This window comes from Streptococcus oralis, from assembly GCF_021497885.1.
Classification (GTDB): domain Bacteria; phylum Bacillota; class Bacilli; order Lactobacillales; family Streptococcaceae; genus Streptococcus; species Streptococcus oralis_BQ.
This window is the reverse complement of record NZ_CP046523.1, coordinates 1,742,276-1,759,471: the sequence shown is the minus strand read 5'-3', so window position 1 is coordinate 1,759,471 and position 17,196 is coordinate 1,742,276. Positions and strand designations below refer to the sequence as shown.

Here is a 17,196-nt window from a genome sequence, read left to right as displayed (position 1 = left end):
GGGTGCCCTTGTGGGCGTAAGAAAAATCAAGGAGAAACCTAATGTTTGTAAAAAAAGGCGACAAAGTTCGCGTAATCGCTGGTAAAGATAAGGGAACAGAAGCTGTTGTCCTTACTGCCCTTCCAAAAGTAAACAAAGTTATCGTTGAAGGTGTTAACATCGTTAAGAAACACCAACGTCCAACTAACGAGCTTCCTCAAGGTGGTATCATCGAGAAAGAAGCAGCTATCCACGTATCAAATGTTCAAGTATTGGATAAAAATGGTGTAGCTGGTCGTGTTGGTTACAAATTTGTAGACGGTAAGAAAGTTCGCTACAACAAAAAATCAGGCGAAGTGCTTGATTAATCACGAAGGAAAGGAGAAGTATAATGGCAAATCGTTTAAAAGAAAAATATCTTAATGAAGTAGTTCCTGCTTTGACAGAACAATTTAACTACTCATCAGTGATGGCTGTGCCTAAAGTAGATAAGATCGTTTTGAACATGGGTGTTGGTGAAGCTGTATCAAACGCTAAAAGCCTTGAAAAAGCTGCTGAAGAATTGGCACTCATCTCAGGTCAAAAACCACTTATCACTAAAGCTAAAAAATCAATCGCCGGCTTCCGTCTTCGTGAAGGTGTAGCGATCGGTGCAAAAGTTACCCTTCGTGGTGAACGTATGTACGAATTCTTGGACAAATTGGTTTCAGTTTCACTTCCACGTGTACGTGACTTCCACGGTGTTCCAACAAAATCATTTGATGGACGTGGAAACTACACACTTGGTGTGAAAGAACAATTGATCTTCCCAGAAATCAACTTTGATGACGTTGACAAAACTCGTGGTCTTGACATCGTTATCGTAACAACTGCTAACACTGACGAAGAGTCACGTGCATTGCTTACAGGCCTTGGAATGCCTTTTGCAAAATAATATAGGAGGTAAATCTAATGGCTAAAAAATCAATGATTGCTAAGAACAAACGTCCAGCGAAGTTCTCTACTCAAGCTTATACTCGTTGTGAAAAATGTGGTCGTCCACATTCAGTTTACCGCAAATTTAAACTTTGCCGTGTTTGCTTCCGTGAATTAGCTTACAAAGGACAAATTCCTGGTGTAACAAAAGCATCTTGGTAATATCATGATACAAAGAGCGTAACAACCACAGCAAAAATAGGAAAATTGGAGAAGGAGCGATGCTCCAAAACAAATTTATCTTTTTTTGCACAGGTTGTAGCTCGTGTTCAAATAAGAGTTCTCTCATTTGAATGTGTCAATACTATCTGAGCCCAGCTCAATCATTAACTAGCAAGTGCAACTTGCAAACTACTAGTAAGAGGAGAAAAACAAAATGGTTATGACTGACCCAATCGCAGACTTCCTAACTCGTATTCGTAACGCTAACCAAGCGAAACACGAAGTACTTGAAGTACCTGCATCAAACATCAAAAAAGGGATTGCTGAAATCCTTAAACGCGAAGGTTTTGTTAAGAACGTAGAAATCATCGAAGATGACAAACAAGGCATCATCCGTGTATTCCTTAAATACGGACCAAACGGTGAAAAAGTTATCACTAACTTGAAACGTGTTTCTAAACCAGGGCTTCGTGTCTACAAAAAACGTGAAGATCTTCCAAAAGTTCTTAACGGACTTGGAATTGCTATCCTTTCAACTTCTGAAGGTTTGCTTACTGATAAAGAAGCTCGCCAAAAGAACGTTGGTGGAGAAGTTATCGCTTACGTTTGGTAATATTTAGCTCCCAATTTCTTTGTGACTCTTCGTTATCGTCTCTTGCCTAACCCAAAGTTATGCCTGCGAGACGATGCCTAGATTCACTTTGAAATCGAAACCTAAATATTCCTTTAAATCGAGAAATCGATTTAACCCCGTGAAAACTGGCCATTCTGGCCTGACAATTTAACAGGAGAAAATAAACATGTCACGTATTGGTAATAAAGTTATCGTGTTGCCTGCTGGTGTTGAAATCACTAACAATGACAACGTTGTAACTGTAAAAGGACCTAAAGGAGAACTTACTCGTGAGTTCTCAAAAGATATTGAAATTCGTGTGGAAGGTACTGAAGTAACTCTTCACCGTCCAAACGATTCAAAAGAAATGAAAACAATCCACGGAACTACTCGTGCCCTTTTGAACAACATGGTTGTTGGTGTATCAGAAGGATTCAAGAAAGAACTTGAAATGCGTGGGGTTGGTTACCGTGCACAACTTCAAGGATCTAAACTTGTTTTGGCTGTTGGTAAATCTCATCCAGACGAAGTTGAAGCTCCAGAAGGAATTACTTTTGAACTTCCAAACCCAACAACAATCGTTGTTAGCGGAATTTCAAAAGAAGTAGTTGGTCAAACAGCTGCTTACGTACGTAGCCTTCGTTCACCAGAACCATATAAAGGTAAAGGTATCCGTTACGTTGGTGAATTCGTTCGCCGTAAAGAAGGTAAAACAGGTAAATAATGTTGAGTGGTTGATTTTTAACCACCAACCTATTTTCCAACTTAGTGCATAGCACACGATTTAAAACTAAAGAGGTGAAAACTGTGATTTCTAAACCAGATAAAAACAAACTCCGCCAAAAACGCCACCGTCGCGTTCGCGGAAAACTCTCTGGAACTGCTGATCGCCCACGTTTGAACGTATTCCGTTCTAATACAGGCATCTACGCTCAAGTGATTGATGACGTAGCGGGTGTAACGCTCGCAAGTGCTTCAACTCTTGACAAAGAAGTTTCAAAAGGAACTAAAACTGAACAAGCCGTTACTGTCGGTAAACTCGTTGCAGAACGTGCAAACGCTAAAGGTATTTCAGAAGTGGTGTTCGACCGCGGTGGATATCTATATCACGGACGTGTGAAAGCTTTGGCTGATGCAGCTCGTGAAAACGGATTGAAATTCTAATAGGAGGACACTAGAAAATGGCATTTAAAGACAATGCAGTTGAATTAGAAGAACGCGTAGTTGCTGTCAACCGTGTTACAAAAGTTGTTAAAGGTGGACGTCGTCTTCGTTTCGCAGCTCTTGTTGTTGTTGGTGACCACAACGGTCGCGTAGGATTTGGTACTGGTAAAGCTCAAGAAGTTCCAGAAGCAATCCGCAAAGCAGTGGAAGATGCTAAGAAAAACTTGATTGAAGTTCCTATGGTTGGAACAACAATCCCACACGAAGTTCTTTCAGAATTCGGTGGAGCTAAAGTATTGTTGAAACCTGCTGTAGAAGGTTCTGGAGTTGCCGCTGGTGGTGCAGTTCGTGCCGTTGTGGAATTGGCAGGTGTGGCAGATATTACATCTAAATCACTTGGTTCTAACACTCCAATCAACATTGTTCGCGCAACTGTTGAAGGTTTGAAACAATTGAAACGCGCTGAAGAAGTTGCTGCCCTTCGTGGTATCTCAGTTTCTGATTTGGCATAAGAAAGGGGATAAAATGGCTCAAATTAAAATTACTTTGACTAAGTCTCCAATCGGACGCATTCCATCACAACGTAAAACTGTTGTAGCACTTGGACTTGGCAAATTGAACAGCTCTGTTATCAAAGAAGACAACGCTGCTATTCGTGGTATGATCACTGCAGTATCTCACTTGGTAACAGTTGAAGAAGTAAACTAATGAATTTTTAGGGGATGTGGCAATACTCATCCCCTAAAACTAGGTATAGTCATCTAAGATGACGAATGTATAGGCGAGTTGATAAGGGAGACAACCTTTTCTCTCTTATCGGCGCTAGCATTTTACAAAAGAGGAGAAAATAATAATGAAACTTCATGAATTGAAACCTGCAGAAGGTTCTCGTAAAGTACGTAACCGTGTTGGTCGTGGTACTTCATCAGGTAACGGTAAAACATCTGGTCGCGGTCAAAAAGGTCAAAAAGCTCGTAGCGGTGGCGGAGTTCGCCTTGGTTTTGAAGGTGGACAAACTCCATTGTTCCGTCGTCTTCCAAAACGTGGATTCACTAACATCAACGCTAAAGAATACGCAATTGTAAATCTTGATCAATTGAACGTTTTTGAAGATGGTACTGAAGTTACTCCAGTTGTTCTTATCGAAGCAGGAATTGTAAAGGCTGAAAAATCAGGCGTTAAGATTCTTGGTAACGGTGAGTTGACTAAGAAGTTGACTGTGAAAGCAGCTAAATTCTCTAAAACAGCTGAAGAAGCTATCACTGCTAAAGGTGGTTCAGTAGAAGTCATCTAGAGAGGTGACCTATGTTTTTTAAATTATTAAAAGAGGCCCTCAAGGTTAAGAAAGTACGATCAAAAATTCTCTTTACGATTTTTATCATACTTGTCTTCCGTATCGGGACTAGTATTACTGTACCAGGTGTGAACGCAAAAAGTCTGGAAGCTTTGAGTGGATTATCCTTCTTGAACATGCTTAGTTTAGTTTCAGGGAATGCCATGAAGAACTTCTCGGTTTTTGCACTCGGTGTGAGTCCGTATATCACAGCTTCCATCGTTGTTCAATTGCTACAAATGGATATTGTTCCAAAGTTTGTAGAGTGGGGCAAGCAGGGGGAAGTAGGACGGAGAAAGATAAACCAAGCGACTCGTTATATTGCGCTTGTACTTGCGTTTGTGCAATCAATCGGAATCACTGCTGGTTTTAATACTCTATCTGGTGCAAAATTATTAACGACAGATCTAACCCCTCAAGTCTTTGTTACGATTGGTATTATCCTGACTGCAGGTACTATGATTGTTACTTGGCTAGGGGAGCAAATCACTGATAAGGGATATGGTAACGGGGTGTCTATGATTATCTTTGCAGGGATTGTGGCTTCAATTCCAGAGATGATTCATGGCATCTACGTGGACTATTTTGTCAATATTCCAAGTGATCGGTTGACGTCATCTATTATATTTGTCGTTATTCTCATTATCGCTGTCTTGTTGATTGTTTACTTTACAACATATGTACAACAGGCAGAATATAAAATTCCGATCCAATATACAAAAGTTGCTCAAGGTGCTCCATCCAGTTCTTACCTTCCTTTGAAGGTCAATCCTGCTGGTGTTATCCCAGTTATCTTTGCAAGTTCCATTACAGCAGCACCTGCGGCTATTCTTCAGTTTGTCAGCGCTACAGGTCATGATTGGGCTTGGGTACGTACAGCACAGGAAATGTTATCTACAACATCTCCAACAGGTGTTGCCATGTATGCACTGCTGATTATTCTCTTTACATTCTTCTATACATTTGTACAGATCAATCCAGAGAAAGCAGCAGAAAACTTGCAAAAGAGCGGAGCCTATATCCATGGTGTCCGTCCAGGTAAAGGAACGGAAGAGTTTATGTCAAAACTTCTTCGTCGCCTTGCAACCGTCGGTTCCCTTTTCCTTGGTGTGATTTCAATCTTGCCGATTGTAGCAAAAGATGTCTTTGGGCTCTCAGAAGCGGTTGCTTTTGGGGGAACTAGTCTTTTGATCATTATTTCGACAGGTATCGAAGGAATCAAACAGCTAGAAGGTTACCTATTGAAACGTAAGTATGTTGGTTTCATGGACAAAACAGAATAAAAGCAAGACTACTTTTGCTTAGAGAGTGGAGTATGAAGGTCTACCTATAAGAGAGACTTTCGTCTCCCCTCTTCTATTTTGTTTTTAAATAGGAGTTGAAACTAGCTTTTTGCTTCTATTTAAATACAAAATAAGGAGATCAGATCATGAATCTTTTGATTATGGGCTTACCTGGAGCAGGTAAGGGAACGCAAGCAGCTAAAATTGTGGAACAATTCCACGTGGCACACATTTCAACTGGAGATATGTTCCGTGCTGCTATGGCAAATCAAACTGAAATGGGTCTACTTGCAAAGTCATACATCGACAAAGGTGAGTTGGTTCCAGATGAAGTTACAAATGGTATTGTTAAAGAACGCCTGTCACAGGATGATATCAAAGAAACAGGTTTCTTGTTAGATGGTTACCCACGTACGATTGAACAAGCTCATGCCTTGGATAAAACATTGGCTGAACTTGGTATTGAATTGGAAGGTGTGATCAACATTGAAGTGAATCCAGACTGTCTCTTGGAACGTTTGAGTGGCCGTATCATCCACCGCGAAACAGGTGAAACCTTCCACAAAGTTTTCAACCCACCAGTTGACTACAAAGAAGAAGATTACTACCAACGTGAAGATGATAAACCTGAGACAGTGAAACGTCGCTTGGATGTGAATATCGCCCAAGGTGAACCAATCATTGCTCACTACCGTGCCAAAGGTTTGGTTCACGATATTGAAGGAAATCAAGATATCAATGATGTGTTCAAAGACATCGAAAAAGTATTGACAAATTTGAAATAAAGCGTTTTTCACACTTGCAAAAAATCGCTACAAATGTTATACTGAGATAGTCTGACTTATAATTGTTGTCTCTGTGTCTAGAGGCATCAAATCGAAATTTATGGAGGTGCTTTTGCGTGGCAAAAGACGATGTGATTGAAGTTGAAGGCAAAGTAGTTGATACAATGCCTAACGCAATGTTTACGGTTGAACTTGAAAATGGACATCAGATTTTAGCAACAGTTTCTGGTAAAATTCGTAAAAACTATATTCGTATTTTAGCGGGAGATCGTGTTACTGTCGAGATGAGTCCATATGACTTGACACGTGGACGTATCACTTACCGCTTTAAATAATCGAAAAACTTGGAGGGATAAGAAATGAAAGTAAGACCATCGGTCAAACCAATTTGCGAATACTGTAAAGTAATTCGTCGTAATGGTCGTGTTATGGTAATTTGCCCAGCAAATCCAAAACACAAACAACGTCAAGGATAAGATAGAAAGGAGAAAACATGGCTCGTATTGCTGGAGTTGACATTCCAAATGACAAACGCGTAGTAATCTCATTGACTTACGTTTATGGTATCGGACTTGCAACATCTAAGAAAATTTTGGCTGCTGCTGGAATCTCAGAAGATGTTCGTGTACGTGACCTTACATCAGATCAAGAAGATGCTATCCGTCGTGAAGTGGATGCAATCAAAGTTGAAGGTGACCTTCGTCGTGAAGTAAACTTGAACATCAAACGTTTGATGGAAATCGGTTCTTACCGTGGTATTCGTCACCGTCGTGGACTTCCTGTCCGTGGACAAAACACTAAAAACAACGCTCGCACTCGTAAAGGTAAAGCTGTTGCGATTGCTGGTAAGAAAAAATAATATAGGAGGTAAAAGTCTTGGCTAAACCAACACGTAAACGTCGTGTGAAAAAGAATATCGAATCTGGTATTGCTCATATTCACGCTACATTTAATAACACTATTGTTATGATTACTGATGTGCATGGTAATGCAATTGCTTGGTCATCAGCTGGTGCTCTTGGTTTCAAAGGTTCTCGTAAATCTACACCATTCGCTGCTCAAATGGCTTCTGAAGCTGCTGCTAAATCTGCACAAGAACACGGTCTTAAATCAGTTGAAGTTACTGTAAAAGGTCCAGGTTCTGGTCGTGAGTCAGCTATTCGTGCGCTTGCTGCCGCTGGTCTTGAAGTAACAGCAATTCGTGATGTGACTCCAGTGCCACACAATGGTGCTCGTCCTCCAAAACGTCGCCGTGTATAATCATCGCATTACACTGCTTTTCGTTTAAGAGGGAGTAACTAAATGATTGAGTTTGAAAAACCAAATATAACAAAAATTGATGAAAATAAAGATTATGGCAAGTTTGTAATCGAACCACTTGAACGTGGCTACGGTACAACTCTTGGTAACTCTCTTCGTCGTGTACTACTAGCTTCTCTACCGGGAGCAGCAGTGACATCTATCAACATTGAAGGTGTCTTGCATGAGTTCGACACAGTTCCAGGTGTTCGTGAAGACGTGATGCAAATCATTCTGAACATTAAAGGGATTGCAGTGAAATCATACGTTGAAGACGAAAAAATCATTGAACTTGACGTTGAAGGTCCTGCTGAAATTACAGCTGGAGATATTTTGACTGACAGTGATATTGAAATTGTAAATCCAGATCATTATCTCTTTACAATCGGTGAAGGTTCTTCTCTAAAAGCGACAATGACTGTTAACAGTGGTCGTGGATATGTACCTGCTGATGAAAACAAAAAAGATAATGCACCAGTTGGAACACTTGCTGTAGATTCTATTTATACACCAGTTACAAAAGTCAACTATCAAGTAGAGCCTGCTCGTGTAGGTAGCAATGATGGATTTGACAAATTAACCCTTGAAATCTTGACTAATGGAACAATTATTCCTGAAGATGCTTTAGGGCTTTCAGCACGTATCTTGACAGAACATCTTGATTTGTTTACAAATCTTACTGAGATTGCTAAGTCAACTGAAGTGATGAAAGAAGCTGATACTGAATCTGACGATCGTATTTTGGATCGGACGATTGAGGAACTGGACTTGTCTGTGCGTTCATACAATTGTTTGAAACGTGCCGGTATCAATACTGTGCATGATTTGACAGAAAAATCTGAAGCAGAGATGATGAAAGTACGAAATCTTGGACGCAAGAGTTTGGAAGAAGTGAAACTCAAACTCATTGACTTGGGTCTTGGATTAAAAGATAAATAAAGGAGGAATACATGGCTTACCGTAAACTAGGACGCACTAGCTCACAACGTAAAGCAATGCTTCGCGATTTGACAACTGACCTTTTGATCAACGAATCAATCGTGACAACTGAAGCTCGTGCTAAAGAAATCCGTAAAACTGTTGAAAAAATGATTACTCTAGGTAAACGTGGTGATTTGCATGCACGTCGTCAAGCAGCTGCTTTCGTACGTAATGAAATCGCATCTGAAAACTATGATGAAGCAACTGATAAGTACACTTCTACTACAGCACTTCAAAAATTGTTCTCAGAAATCGCACCTCGTTATGCTGAACGTAACGGCGGATACACTCGTATCCTTAAAACTGAACCACGTCGTGGTGATGCTGCGCCAATGGCGATCATCGAATTAGTATAAAATCATCAATTTTGTTGAGTGTTATGATGATGGAGTCTTGTGCTCTTAGTCTAGCTCTGGTCTACCGCTGGGACTTCGGTCCTAGCGGGAACACTCATCATCATTTGATAGGGTAGACGCTTGTTTACGAAATTGTTTTTTTCTTAAGAACAACTTCGTAAGCAGGCGTTTTTTAGTATTTTCTATGGAAATATGCTATACTAGGAAAAAAGAAAATCAAAAACGTTCAGGTTTTCTAAAAATCGTAGAAATGGGGTATAAGAATGAAGGCTATTATTACAGTAGTTGGTAAGGACAAGGCTGGGATCGTTGCAGGCGTGTCTACTAAGATTGCAGAGTTGGGTTTGAATATTGACGATATTTCTCAGACGGTGTTGGATGAATACTTTACCATGATGGCGGTCGTTTCTAGTGACGAAAAACAAGATTTCACTTATTTGCGAAATGAGTTTGAAACTTTCGGTCAGACCTTGAATGTCAAAATCAATATTCAGAGTGCGGCGATTTTTGACGCTATGTATAATATCTAGGAGGTGGCTATGGATATTAGACAAGTTACAGAAACCATTGCCATGATCGAGGAGCAGAACTTCGATATCAGAACCATCACCATGGGGATTTCCCTTTTGGACTGTACTGATCCAGACATCGAACGTGCTGCTGAAAAGATTTACCAAAAAATTACCACTAAAGCTGCAAATTTAGTGGCTGTAGGAGATGAAATTGCTGCGGAACTAGGGATTCCTATTGTTAATAAACGGGTATCGGTGACACCGATTTCTTTAATTGGTGCTGCGACTGATGCGACAGACTATGTTGTTTTGGCAAAGGCTCTTGATAGGGCTGCTAAGGAGATCGGTGTTGACTTTATTGGTGGATTCTCAGCTTTGGTACAAAAAGGCTACCAAAAAGGAGATGAAATTCTCATCAATTCTATCCCACGCGCTCTAGCTGAGACAGACAAGGTTTGTTCGTCCGTCAATATCGGCTCGACCAAGTCAGGTATCAACATGACTGCGGTCGCTGATATGGGACGTATCATCAAGGAAACAGCTGCGCTATCAGATATGGGTGCGGCCAAATTAGTCGTATTTGCTAATGCTGTTGAGGACAATCCTTTTATGGCAGGGGCCTTTCATGGTGTTGGCGAAGCAGATGTTATCATCAATGTCGGGGTTTCGGGTCCTGGTGTGGTCAAGCGTGCCTTGGAAAAAGTTCGTGGACAGAGCTTTGATGTGGTAGCGGAAACAGTCAAGAAAACGGCCTTCAAGATTACTCGTATCGGTCAATTAGTTGGTCAGATGGCCAGCGAGAGACTGGGTGTTGATTTTGGAATTGTCGACCTAAGTTTGGCACCTACTCCTGCAGTTGGCGATTCTGTGGCTCGTGTCCTTGAGGAAATGGGCCTAGAAACAGTTGGTACGCATGGGACGACGGCTGCCCTCGCTCTTTTGAATGACCAAGTTAAGAAGGGCGGAGTGATGGCTTGTAACCAAGTCGGTGGCTTGTCAGGTGCTTTTATCCCCGTTTCTGAAGATGAGGGGATGATTGCTGCGGTGCAAGATGGCTCTCTAAATTTAGAGAAACTAGAGGCCATGACGGCTATCTGTTCTGTTGGGTTGGATATGATTGCCATTCCGGAAGATACGCCTGCTGAAACCATTGCAGCTATGATTGCGGATGAGGCGGCAATCGGTGTTATTAACATGAAAACAACGGCTGTCCGTATTATTCCAAAGGGCAAAGAAGGCGATATGATTGAGTTTGGTGGTTTGCTAGGGACAGCTCCAGTTATGAAGGTCAACGGGGCTTCGTCTGTTGATTTCATCTCTCGCGGTGGGCAAATCCCAGCTCCAATCCATAGTTTTAAAAATTAATAAAAAAGCGAGAGGATTTAAGTTGAGTTTAAGGATGACTGTGTATACTATAATCATTAAATAAAGACCTCCTAACTTTATTTAATAGAAATCCTAAACTTTTTCATAATAATCTCCTAGGGAAGCTACCATGAGGGTAGCTTTTCTTGTGGCAAAATTAGGAGAAGGAGCTTTGCTTTTGAAAGCCAAATATTTCTTTGATCCATGATATAATAGAAGAAAATGGAGGATAGAAAATGTCTAAAGTAAGATTGTACTTGGTCCGTCATGGAAAAACCATGTTTAACACGATTGGACGTGCTCAAGGATGGAGTGATACACCTCTGACTGCAGAAGGTGAGTTGGGAATCCATGAACTGGGAATTGGCTTGAGAGAGTCTGGCTTGCAGTTTGACCGCGCTTATTCCAGTGATTCAGGTCGCACTATTCAAACCATGGGAATTATCCTAGAAGAACTTGGACTACAGGGGAAAATCCCTTACCGCATGGACAAGCGCATCAGAGAGTGGTGCTTTGGTAGTTTTGATGGGGCCTATGATGGGGACCTCTTTATGGGATTGATTCCGAGAATTTTCAATGTAGACCATGTTCATCAGTTGTCCTATGCAGAACTAGCAGAAGGTTTGGTAGAGGTTGATACTGCAGGCTGGGCTGAAGGTTGGGAAAAACTCAGTGGTCGAATCAAGGAAGGCTTTGAAGCGATTGCTAAAGAAATGGAAGAACAAGGTGGGGGTAATGCCCTCGTTGTGAGCCATGGAATGACGATTGGTACCATTGTTTATCTGATCAATGGCATGCATCCGCATGGTCTGGATAATGGTAGCGTGACGATTCTTGAATATGAGGACGGTCAGTTTAGCGTAGAAGTTGTTGGTGACCGTAGCTATCGAGAGCTCGGACGTGAGAAGATGGCAGAAATAAAAAATTGATAGAAGTTAGCTCCAAGTGGGAGCTAATTTTTTTCCTGTTAAATAAGGTGGATTTGCGACTCAGTATTTCTTGTTATCCAAGTCTAAAAGAACATTTCTCGTCTTTCAAATTCCCTCAAAAATGGTATAATAGTAACATCACAAAATTGGAGAGAGACCATGAGTTTTTACAATCATAAAGAAATTGAACCTAAGTGGCAGGGCTACTGGGCAGAACATCATACATTTAAGACAGGAACAGATGCATCAAAACCGAAGTTTTATGCTCTCGATATGTTCCCATATCCTTCAGGAGCTGGATTGCATGTAGGACACCCAGAAGGTTATACAGCAACCGATATCCTCAGCCGTTACAAACGTGCGCAAGGCTACAATGTCCTTCACCCAATGGGATGGGATGCTTTTGGTTTGCCAGCTGAGCAGTACGCTATGGATACGGGGAATGACCCAGCAGAATTCACAGCGGAAAACATTGCCAACTTCAAACGTCAAATCAATGCGCTTGGCTTCTCTTACGACTGGGATCGTGAAGTCAACACAACAGATCCAAACTACTACAAGTGGACGCAGTGGATCTTCACCAAGCTTTACGAAAAAGGCTTGGCCTATGAAGCTGAAGTACCAGTAAACTGGGTTGAGGAACTAGGAACAGCCATTGCTAACGAAGAAGTCCTTCCTGACGGAACTTCTGAACGTGGGGGCTATCCCGTTGTCCGCAAACCGATGCGTCAATGGATGCTCAAAATTACGGCCTATGCAGAGCGCTTGCTTAACGACTTGGATGAGTTGGATTGGCCAGAGTCTATCAAGGATATGCAACGCAACTGGATTGGAAAATCCACTGGTGCCAATGTAACTTTCAAAGTGAAAGGGACTGATAAGGAATTTACCGTCTTTACTACCCGTCCGGACACGCTTTTTGGTGCGACCTTCACAGTCTTGGCTCCTGAGCATGACTTGGTTGACGCCATCACAAGCCCAGAGCAAGCTGATGCAGTTGCAGACTACAAACACCAAGCTAGTCTCAAGTCTGACTTGGCTCGTACCGACCTTGCCAAAGAAAAAACTGGTGTATGGACTGGTGCTTATGCCATCAACCCTGTCAATGGCAAGGAAATTCCAATCTGGATCGCAGACTATGTTCTTGCTAGCTATGGGACAGGTGCGGTAATGGCTGTTCCTGCCCACGACCAACGTGACTGGGAATTTGCTAAACAATTTGACCTTCCAATTGTAGAGGTGCTGGAAGGTGGAAACGTTGAAGAGGCTGCTTACACAGAAGATGGACTTCATGTCAATTCAGACTTCCTTGATGGACTGAACAAAGAAGACGCTATTGCTAAGATTGTGGCTTGGTTGGAAGAAAAAGGTTGTGGTCAAGAGAAGGTTACCTACCGTCTCCGCGATTGGCTCTTTAGCCGTCAACGTTACTGGGGTGAGCCAATTCCAATCATTCATTGGGAAGATGGAACTTCAACAGCTGTCCCTGAAAATGAATTGCCACTTGTCTTGCCAGTCACCAAGGATATCCGTCCTTCTGGTACTGGGGAAAGCCCATTGGCTAACTTGACCGACTGGCTTGAAGTGACGCGTGAAGATGGTGTCAAAGGCCGTCGTGAAACAAACACTATGCCACAATGGGCTGGTTCAAGCTGGTACTACCTCCGTTATATTGACCCACACAATACTGAGAAATTGGCTGACGAGGATCTCCTCAAACAATGGTTGCCAGTAGATATCTATGTGGGTGGGGCAGAGCATGCCGTTCTTCACTTGCTTTATGCTCGTTTCTGGCACAAATTCCTCTATGACCTCGGTGTTGTTCCGACTAAGGAACCATTCCAAAAACTCTTTAACCAAGGAATGATTTTGGGAACAAGCTACCGTGACCACCGTGGAGCTCTTGTAGCGACTGATAAGGTTGAAAAACGTGACGGTTCTTTCTTCCATGTGGAAACAGGAGAAGAGTTGGAGCAAGCGCCAGCTAAGATGTCTAAATCGCTCAAGAACGTTGTCAACCCAGACGATGTGGTGGAACAATATGGTGCTGATACCCTTCGTGTTTATGAAATGTTCATGGGACCACTCGATGCTTCGATTGCTTGGTCAGAAGAAGGTCTGGAAGGAAGTCGTAAGTTCCTCGACCGTGTTTACCGTTTGATTACAAGTAAAGAAATTGTTGCGGAAAACAATGGCGCTCTTGACAAGGTCTACAATGAAACAGTCAAAGCTGTCACTGAGCAAATCGAATCTATGAAATTCAATACAGCCATTGCCCAACTTATGGTCTTTGTCAACGCTGCTAATAAGGTAGACAAACTCTATGTGGACTATGCCAAAGGCTTTATCCAATTGATTGCCCCATTTGCACCTCATTTGGCAGAAGAACTCTGGCAAACAGTTGCTGCAACAGGTGAGTCCATCTCTTATGTAGCTTGGCCAATTTGGGACGAAAGCAAATTGGTTGAAGACGAAATCGAAATCGTCATCCAAATCAAAGGAAAAGTCCGTGCCAAATTGATGGTCGCTAAAGACCTATCACGTGAAGAATTGCAAGAAATTGCTCTGGCTGACGAAAAAGTCAAAGTGGAGATTGATGGCAAGGAAATCGTGAAGGTGATTGCAGTACCTAATAAATTGGTTAATATCGTTGTGAAATAAGATAGGAATCCTTCAGAGTAGAATCTGGAGGATTTTTAAATTGGATTATGCTATAATAGTCCCAACTAAGATAAAAACACAGTTCTGGTTGGTAGTCCAGACGTAGGCAAGCCTATCAGTAACCTTCCTCCTTGGTTGTCCATTCTTAGGGATAGATTTAAGGAGGTGCTGTCGTGGAAATCGTTTCAATTGGCTTGACAGTTTATTTTGAAGATGGATTTTGGCATGGATTGTTTGAACAAGAGTATGAGGGAACTTATCAAGTTTGTCGAGTGACATTTGGTCAGGAACCAAAAGAGGATGAAATTTTGAAACTTTTACAGACTCAGTTTGTTCGGTTATCTTTTAGTCCAGAGGCAACAGTCAAACAGCATGTGAAGATTAAGAATCCGAAGCGTCTGCAGCGAGCTGTAAAGAAACAGGTGAAGCAGAAAGTTTCTTCTAAGTCACAAGAGCTTTTACAGTTGCAGTATGAGGAACGAAAAAAGCATTCAAAACAACAGTCCAGTCTCCAAAAGCAATTGCTCAAGCAAGAGAAATTTGAACGCAAACAGCAAAAATGTAGAGAGAAGCACAAGGGGCACTAGTGACTCTCTCTTTCATAAAATAGAACAGCTCTTCTTGGATAACAAGAGCTGTTTTTGCTTGTATTGAAGATTTCTTTCCTAATAGATAGACTTATCGTTAATGGCAGTTTCAAATTCAGGACCATACTTGCTTCAAATTCAATCCTACCCCATTCAGCATTTTCATTTTACTAGAAGGGAGTGTGTGCCATGATTTCTGATTCATTTTTTATTGTTTGGTTTAGCGAGAACAATACTATTGACTCCTGGATTTTTCTGCCGGATGCTATAAAATGCCTCTTTTATAGCGCATGTTTAAAAATATAATGTATGGTTGTAAGTGGTTTTAAACTTCCTCTAGTGATTCGATAGGAGAAAAACGAGCCTGCTCTACTTTAATTTAACCCCCATTATTTTACCACTTGGCCTTTCATTTTAACTGCTTATCTCAAAAGTCGATTTTTCTTTCATTCTTTTTGTTAAACTAGTGTGGTAAAGAGGAGGAAAAAATATGATTTTACAAGCTAAACATTTGACTAAACGGTACGGCAATCACATGGCTGTCGATGATATTCAGTTAGAGTTTGAAAAAGGAAGTTTCAATGCTATTTTGGGACCCAATGGTGCAGGGAAATCAACCACTATTTCCATGTTAATCGGTTTGAAAAATCCGACACAAGGTCAGATTCGATATGCGCCAAATACGAAAATCGGAGTGGTTTTTCAAGCTAGTGTACTGGATGAGATGTTGACGGTTAGGGAAAATCTCACGATTCGTGCTCAACAGTATAAGGAGATTGCGGCAAGTCGTGTGGATGATTTGATCCATCAACTGGGTTTGACTGCTTTCCAGAAACAACTCTATGGAACCTTGTCAGGTGGGCAAAAACGTCGGGTTGATATTGCGCGTGCTCTTCTTTCGCGACCAGATATTCTTTTCTTGGATGAACCAACGACAGGTCTTGATATTCAAACTCGCAAATCCATCTGGGATCTACTGTATCGACTACAAAAGGATGAAGGGATGACTATTATCTTAACGACTCATTATCTGGATGAAGCAGATGAAGCGGATCAGATCTATATCGTTGATCATGGGAAAGTGATTGCGCAAGGTTCTGCGATTGCTATTAAAAGTCAGTATGCATCTAATATCCTAAAAATTCGTTTTAAGGAAATGAAGGATCTAGAAAAATTGCTACAGACTGGAATGACAGTCGAGGAAGAAAATGAGATGGAATATCTTTTTTATCCAAGGACGTCACAGGAAGCCATTGAATATTTGGCAAAAGTTCGAGAAGAAATTGATTTTTTTGAGTTTCGTTCGGGTACTATGGATGATGCCTTTATTGCACTTACAGGAAGAGAGGTTCGCTAATGATAGCTTTATTGAAACGGAATTTTATCTTATATTTTCGTAATCGTTCGGGAGTATTTTTCTCATTATTGGGGGCATTGATTTCCTTCCTCCTTTATATCATTTTTTTGCAGAAGAATTTGACGGATTCTTGGTCCCAACTCCCTAATAGTACGAACCTTTTAAATAACTGGCTGATGGGTGGGACCTTGGCTGTGACTGGGATGACAACCAGTTTTACAGCTCTTAAACAAATGGTTCAGGACCGCGAAAATCAAGTGGATCAAGATCTCTTCTTGACAGATTTAGGTAACTGGGGCTTACAGGCGTCCTATCTAATCAGTAGTATTGTCATTTCTTTTGTCATGCAGGTGTTTATGTTTGCTGTTATGAGCCTTTATTTTAAAGAAAGTCCAGTTATCAGTCATTTACCGGAAATCGCTTTGATTATGTTATTAAGCAGTCTACTTTCAAGTTTGGTAAATGTTCTCTTGATTTACCGTTTTCAATCTGTAGATAGCCTTGGTAAACTGGCAACTATAGTGGGAACTGCTTCTGGATTTTTAGTAGGAACTTATATCCCTATTGGAGTATTACCTGATTCTGCACAGCTTTTCATGAAATGTACCCCTGCAACTTATATTGCTTCTCTCTATCGACAAGTCTTGATGAAAGAGCGGTTAGAGATCGCATTTTCAGGAAATAACAGTCTGTTACAGGAATTTCAAGAAAAAATGGGAATCCAAATCAACTGGCAAGAACTATTGACAAAGGGAGAAACATACTTTATAGTGGTTATTATCAGTCTCGTCGCTATTCTTCTTTGGCTTTTATTTGTTAAAGTGTCTAGCAAGAGAAAATAAAGATGTATTGGAG

At 41.2% G+C, this 17,196-nt stretch carries 24 protein-coding genes; all 24 read left to right on the top strand.

What is annotated here, in order from left to right:
• Positions 1–41: 41 nt before the first annotated feature.
• The 24 genes from rplX (at position 42) to GOM48_RS08740 (ending at position 17,183) form a co-directional block, all read left to right on the top strand.
• The gene (gene rplX / locus GOM48_RS08855; RefSeq protein ID WP_000497691.1) at positions 42–347 is read left to right on the top strand and encodes a 50S ribosomal protein L24; all 306 of its coding nucleotides are present in this window, start codon (positions 42–44) and stop codon (positions 345–347) included.
• A gap of 23 nt (positions 348–370) precedes the next feature.
• Positions 371–913, top strand: a complete 543-nt coding sequence (gene rplE, locus GOM48_RS08850) for a 50S ribosomal protein L5 (RefSeq protein WP_000013542.1) — start codon at positions 371–373, stop codon at positions 911–913.
• 17 nt (positions 914–930) lie between these two features.
• Positions 931–1,116, top strand: coding sequence for a type Z 30S ribosomal protein S14 (locus GOM48_RS08845; protein ID WP_001085697.1), 186 nt, complete (start codon positions 931–933; stop codon positions 1,114–1,116).
• A 214-nt stretch (positions 1,117–1,330) separates the two neighbouring features.
• A complete protein-coding gene (rpsH, locus tag GOM48_RS08840; protein ID WP_000245504.1) occupies positions 1,331–1,729 on the top strand; it encodes a 30S ribosomal protein S8 in 399 nt (132 codons plus the stop codon).
• 187 nt (positions 1,730–1,916) lie between these two features.
• Positions 1,917–2,453, top strand: a complete 537-nt coding sequence (rplF, locus tag GOM48_RS08835; protein WP_000086626.1) for a 50S ribosomal protein L6 — start codon at positions 1,917–1,919, stop codon at positions 2,451–2,453.
• An 83-nt stretch (positions 2,454–2,536) separates the two neighbouring features.
• Positions 2,537–2,893, top strand: coding sequence for a 50S ribosomal protein L18 (gene rplR / locus GOM48_RS08830; protein WP_004244055.1), 357 nt, complete (start codon positions 2,537–2,539; stop codon positions 2,891–2,893).
• A gap of 17 nt (positions 2,894–2,910) precedes the next feature.
• Positions 2,911–3,405: a 30S ribosomal protein S5 gene (rpsE, locus tag GOM48_RS08825; protein ID WP_000874204.1), complete on the top strand. Its 495-nt coding sequence runs from the start codon at positions 2,911–2,913 to the stop codon at positions 3,403–3,405.
• Positions 3,406–3,418: 13 nt separating this feature from the next.
• The gene (gene rpmD / locus GOM48_RS08820) at positions 3,419–3,601 is read left to right on the top strand and encodes a 50S ribosomal protein L30 (protein ID WP_000057241.1); all 183 of its coding nucleotides are present in this window, start codon (positions 3,419–3,421) and stop codon (positions 3,599–3,601) included.
• 145 nt (positions 3,602–3,746) lie between these two features.
• Positions 3,747–4,187, top strand: a complete 441-nt coding sequence (rplO, locus tag GOM48_RS08815) for a 50S ribosomal protein L15 (RefSeq protein WP_000766092.1) — start codon at positions 3,747–3,749, stop codon at positions 4,185–4,187.
• An 11-nt stretch (positions 4,188–4,198) separates the two neighbouring features.
• Positions 4,199–5,509: a preprotein translocase subunit SecY gene (secY, locus tag GOM48_RS08810; protein WP_038805841.1), complete on the top strand. Its 1,311-nt coding sequence runs from the start codon at positions 4,199–4,201 to the stop codon at positions 5,507–5,509.
• Between the two features lie 146 nt (positions 5,510–5,655).
• Positions 5,656–6,294: an adenylate kinase gene (locus GOM48_RS08805; protein WP_038804633.1), complete on the top strand. Its 639-nt coding sequence runs from the start codon at positions 5,656–5,658 to the stop codon at positions 6,292–6,294.
• Positions 6,295–6,410: 116 nt separating this feature from the next.
• Positions 6,411–6,629 carry a translation initiation factor IF-1 gene (infA, locus tag GOM48_RS08800; RefSeq protein ID WP_001029883.1) on the top strand — a complete coding sequence of 73 codons (219 nt, stop codon included), beginning with the start codon at positions 6,411–6,413 and terminating at the stop codon, positions 6,627–6,629.
• A 24-nt stretch (positions 6,630–6,653) separates the two neighbouring features.
• On the top strand, positions 6,654–6,770 hold the full coding sequence (rpmJ, locus tag GOM48_RS08795; RefSeq protein ID WP_001808836.1) for a 50S ribosomal protein L36: 117 nt from the start codon (positions 6,654–6,656) through the stop codon (positions 6,768–6,770).
• Positions 6,771–6,787: 17 nt separating this feature from the next.
• Entirely contained in the window at positions 6,788–7,153 is a 366-nt protein-coding gene (gene rpsM / locus GOM48_RS08790) for a 30S ribosomal protein S13 (protein ID WP_000090781.1), read from the top strand.
• A 17-nt stretch (positions 7,154–7,170) separates the two neighbouring features.
• Positions 7,171–7,554, top strand: coding sequence for a 30S ribosomal protein S11 (gene rpsK / locus GOM48_RS08785; RefSeq protein ID WP_001118385.1), 384 nt, complete (start codon positions 7,171–7,173; stop codon positions 7,552–7,554).
• 42 nt (positions 7,555–7,596) lie between these two features.
• Positions 7,597–8,532 (top strand): DNA-directed RNA polymerase subunit alpha, encoded by a 936-nt coding sequence (locus GOM48_RS08780; protein ID WP_000568993.1) that lies wholly within the window; start codon positions 7,597–7,599, stop codon positions 8,530–8,532.
• Between the two features lie 11 nt (positions 8,533–8,543).
• The gene (gene rplQ, locus GOM48_RS08775; RefSeq protein ID WP_000331493.1) at positions 8,544–8,930 is read left to right on the top strand and encodes a 50S ribosomal protein L17; all 387 of its coding nucleotides are present in this window, start codon (positions 8,544–8,546) and stop codon (positions 8,928–8,930) included.
• A 263-nt stretch (positions 8,931–9,193) separates the two neighbouring features.
• The gene (locus GOM48_RS08770) at positions 9,194–9,460 is read left to right on the top strand and encodes an ACT domain-containing protein (protein ID WP_000644111.1); all 267 of its coding nucleotides are present in this window, start codon (positions 9,194–9,196) and stop codon (positions 9,458–9,460) included.
• 9 nt (positions 9,461–9,469) lie between these two features.
• Positions 9,470–10,807 (top strand): PFL family protein, encoded by a 1,338-nt coding sequence (locus GOM48_RS08765; protein ID WP_139658984.1) that lies wholly within the window; start codon positions 9,470–9,472, stop codon positions 10,805–10,807.
• Positions 10,808–11,043: 236 nt separating this feature from the next.
• Complete coding sequence (locus GOM48_RS08760) at positions 11,044–11,736, top strand: histidine phosphatase family protein (protein ID WP_235097303.1); 693 nt, start codon at positions 11,044–11,046, stop codon at positions 11,734–11,736.
• Positions 11,737–11,895: 159 nt separating this feature from the next.
• Positions 11,896–14,397, top strand: a complete 2,502-nt coding sequence (gene leuS, locus GOM48_RS08755) for a leucine--tRNA ligase (protein WP_235097287.1) — start codon at positions 11,896–11,898, stop codon at positions 14,395–14,397.
• A gap of 173 nt (positions 14,398–14,570) precedes the next feature.
• A complete protein-coding gene (locus GOM48_RS08750) occupies positions 14,571–14,984 on the top strand; it encodes a YjdF family protein (protein WP_235097268.1) in 414 nt (137 codons plus the stop codon).
• A gap of 490 nt (positions 14,985–15,474) precedes the next feature.
• The gene (locus GOM48_RS08745; RefSeq protein ID WP_235097251.1) at positions 15,475–16,341 is read left to right on the top strand and encodes an ABC transporter ATP-binding protein; all 867 of its coding nucleotides are present in this window, start codon (positions 15,475–15,477) and stop codon (positions 16,339–16,341) included.
• Positions 16,341–17,183 carry an ABC transporter permease gene (locus tag GOM48_RS08740; protein ID WP_235097241.1) on the top strand — a complete coding sequence of 281 codons (843 nt, stop codon included), beginning with the start codon at positions 16,341–16,343 and terminating at the stop codon, positions 17,181–17,183. Before GOM48_RS08745 ends, GOM48_RS08740 begins: the two co-directional genes overlap by 1 nt.
• The last annotated feature ends 13 nt before the right edge of the window (positions 17,184–17,196 follow it).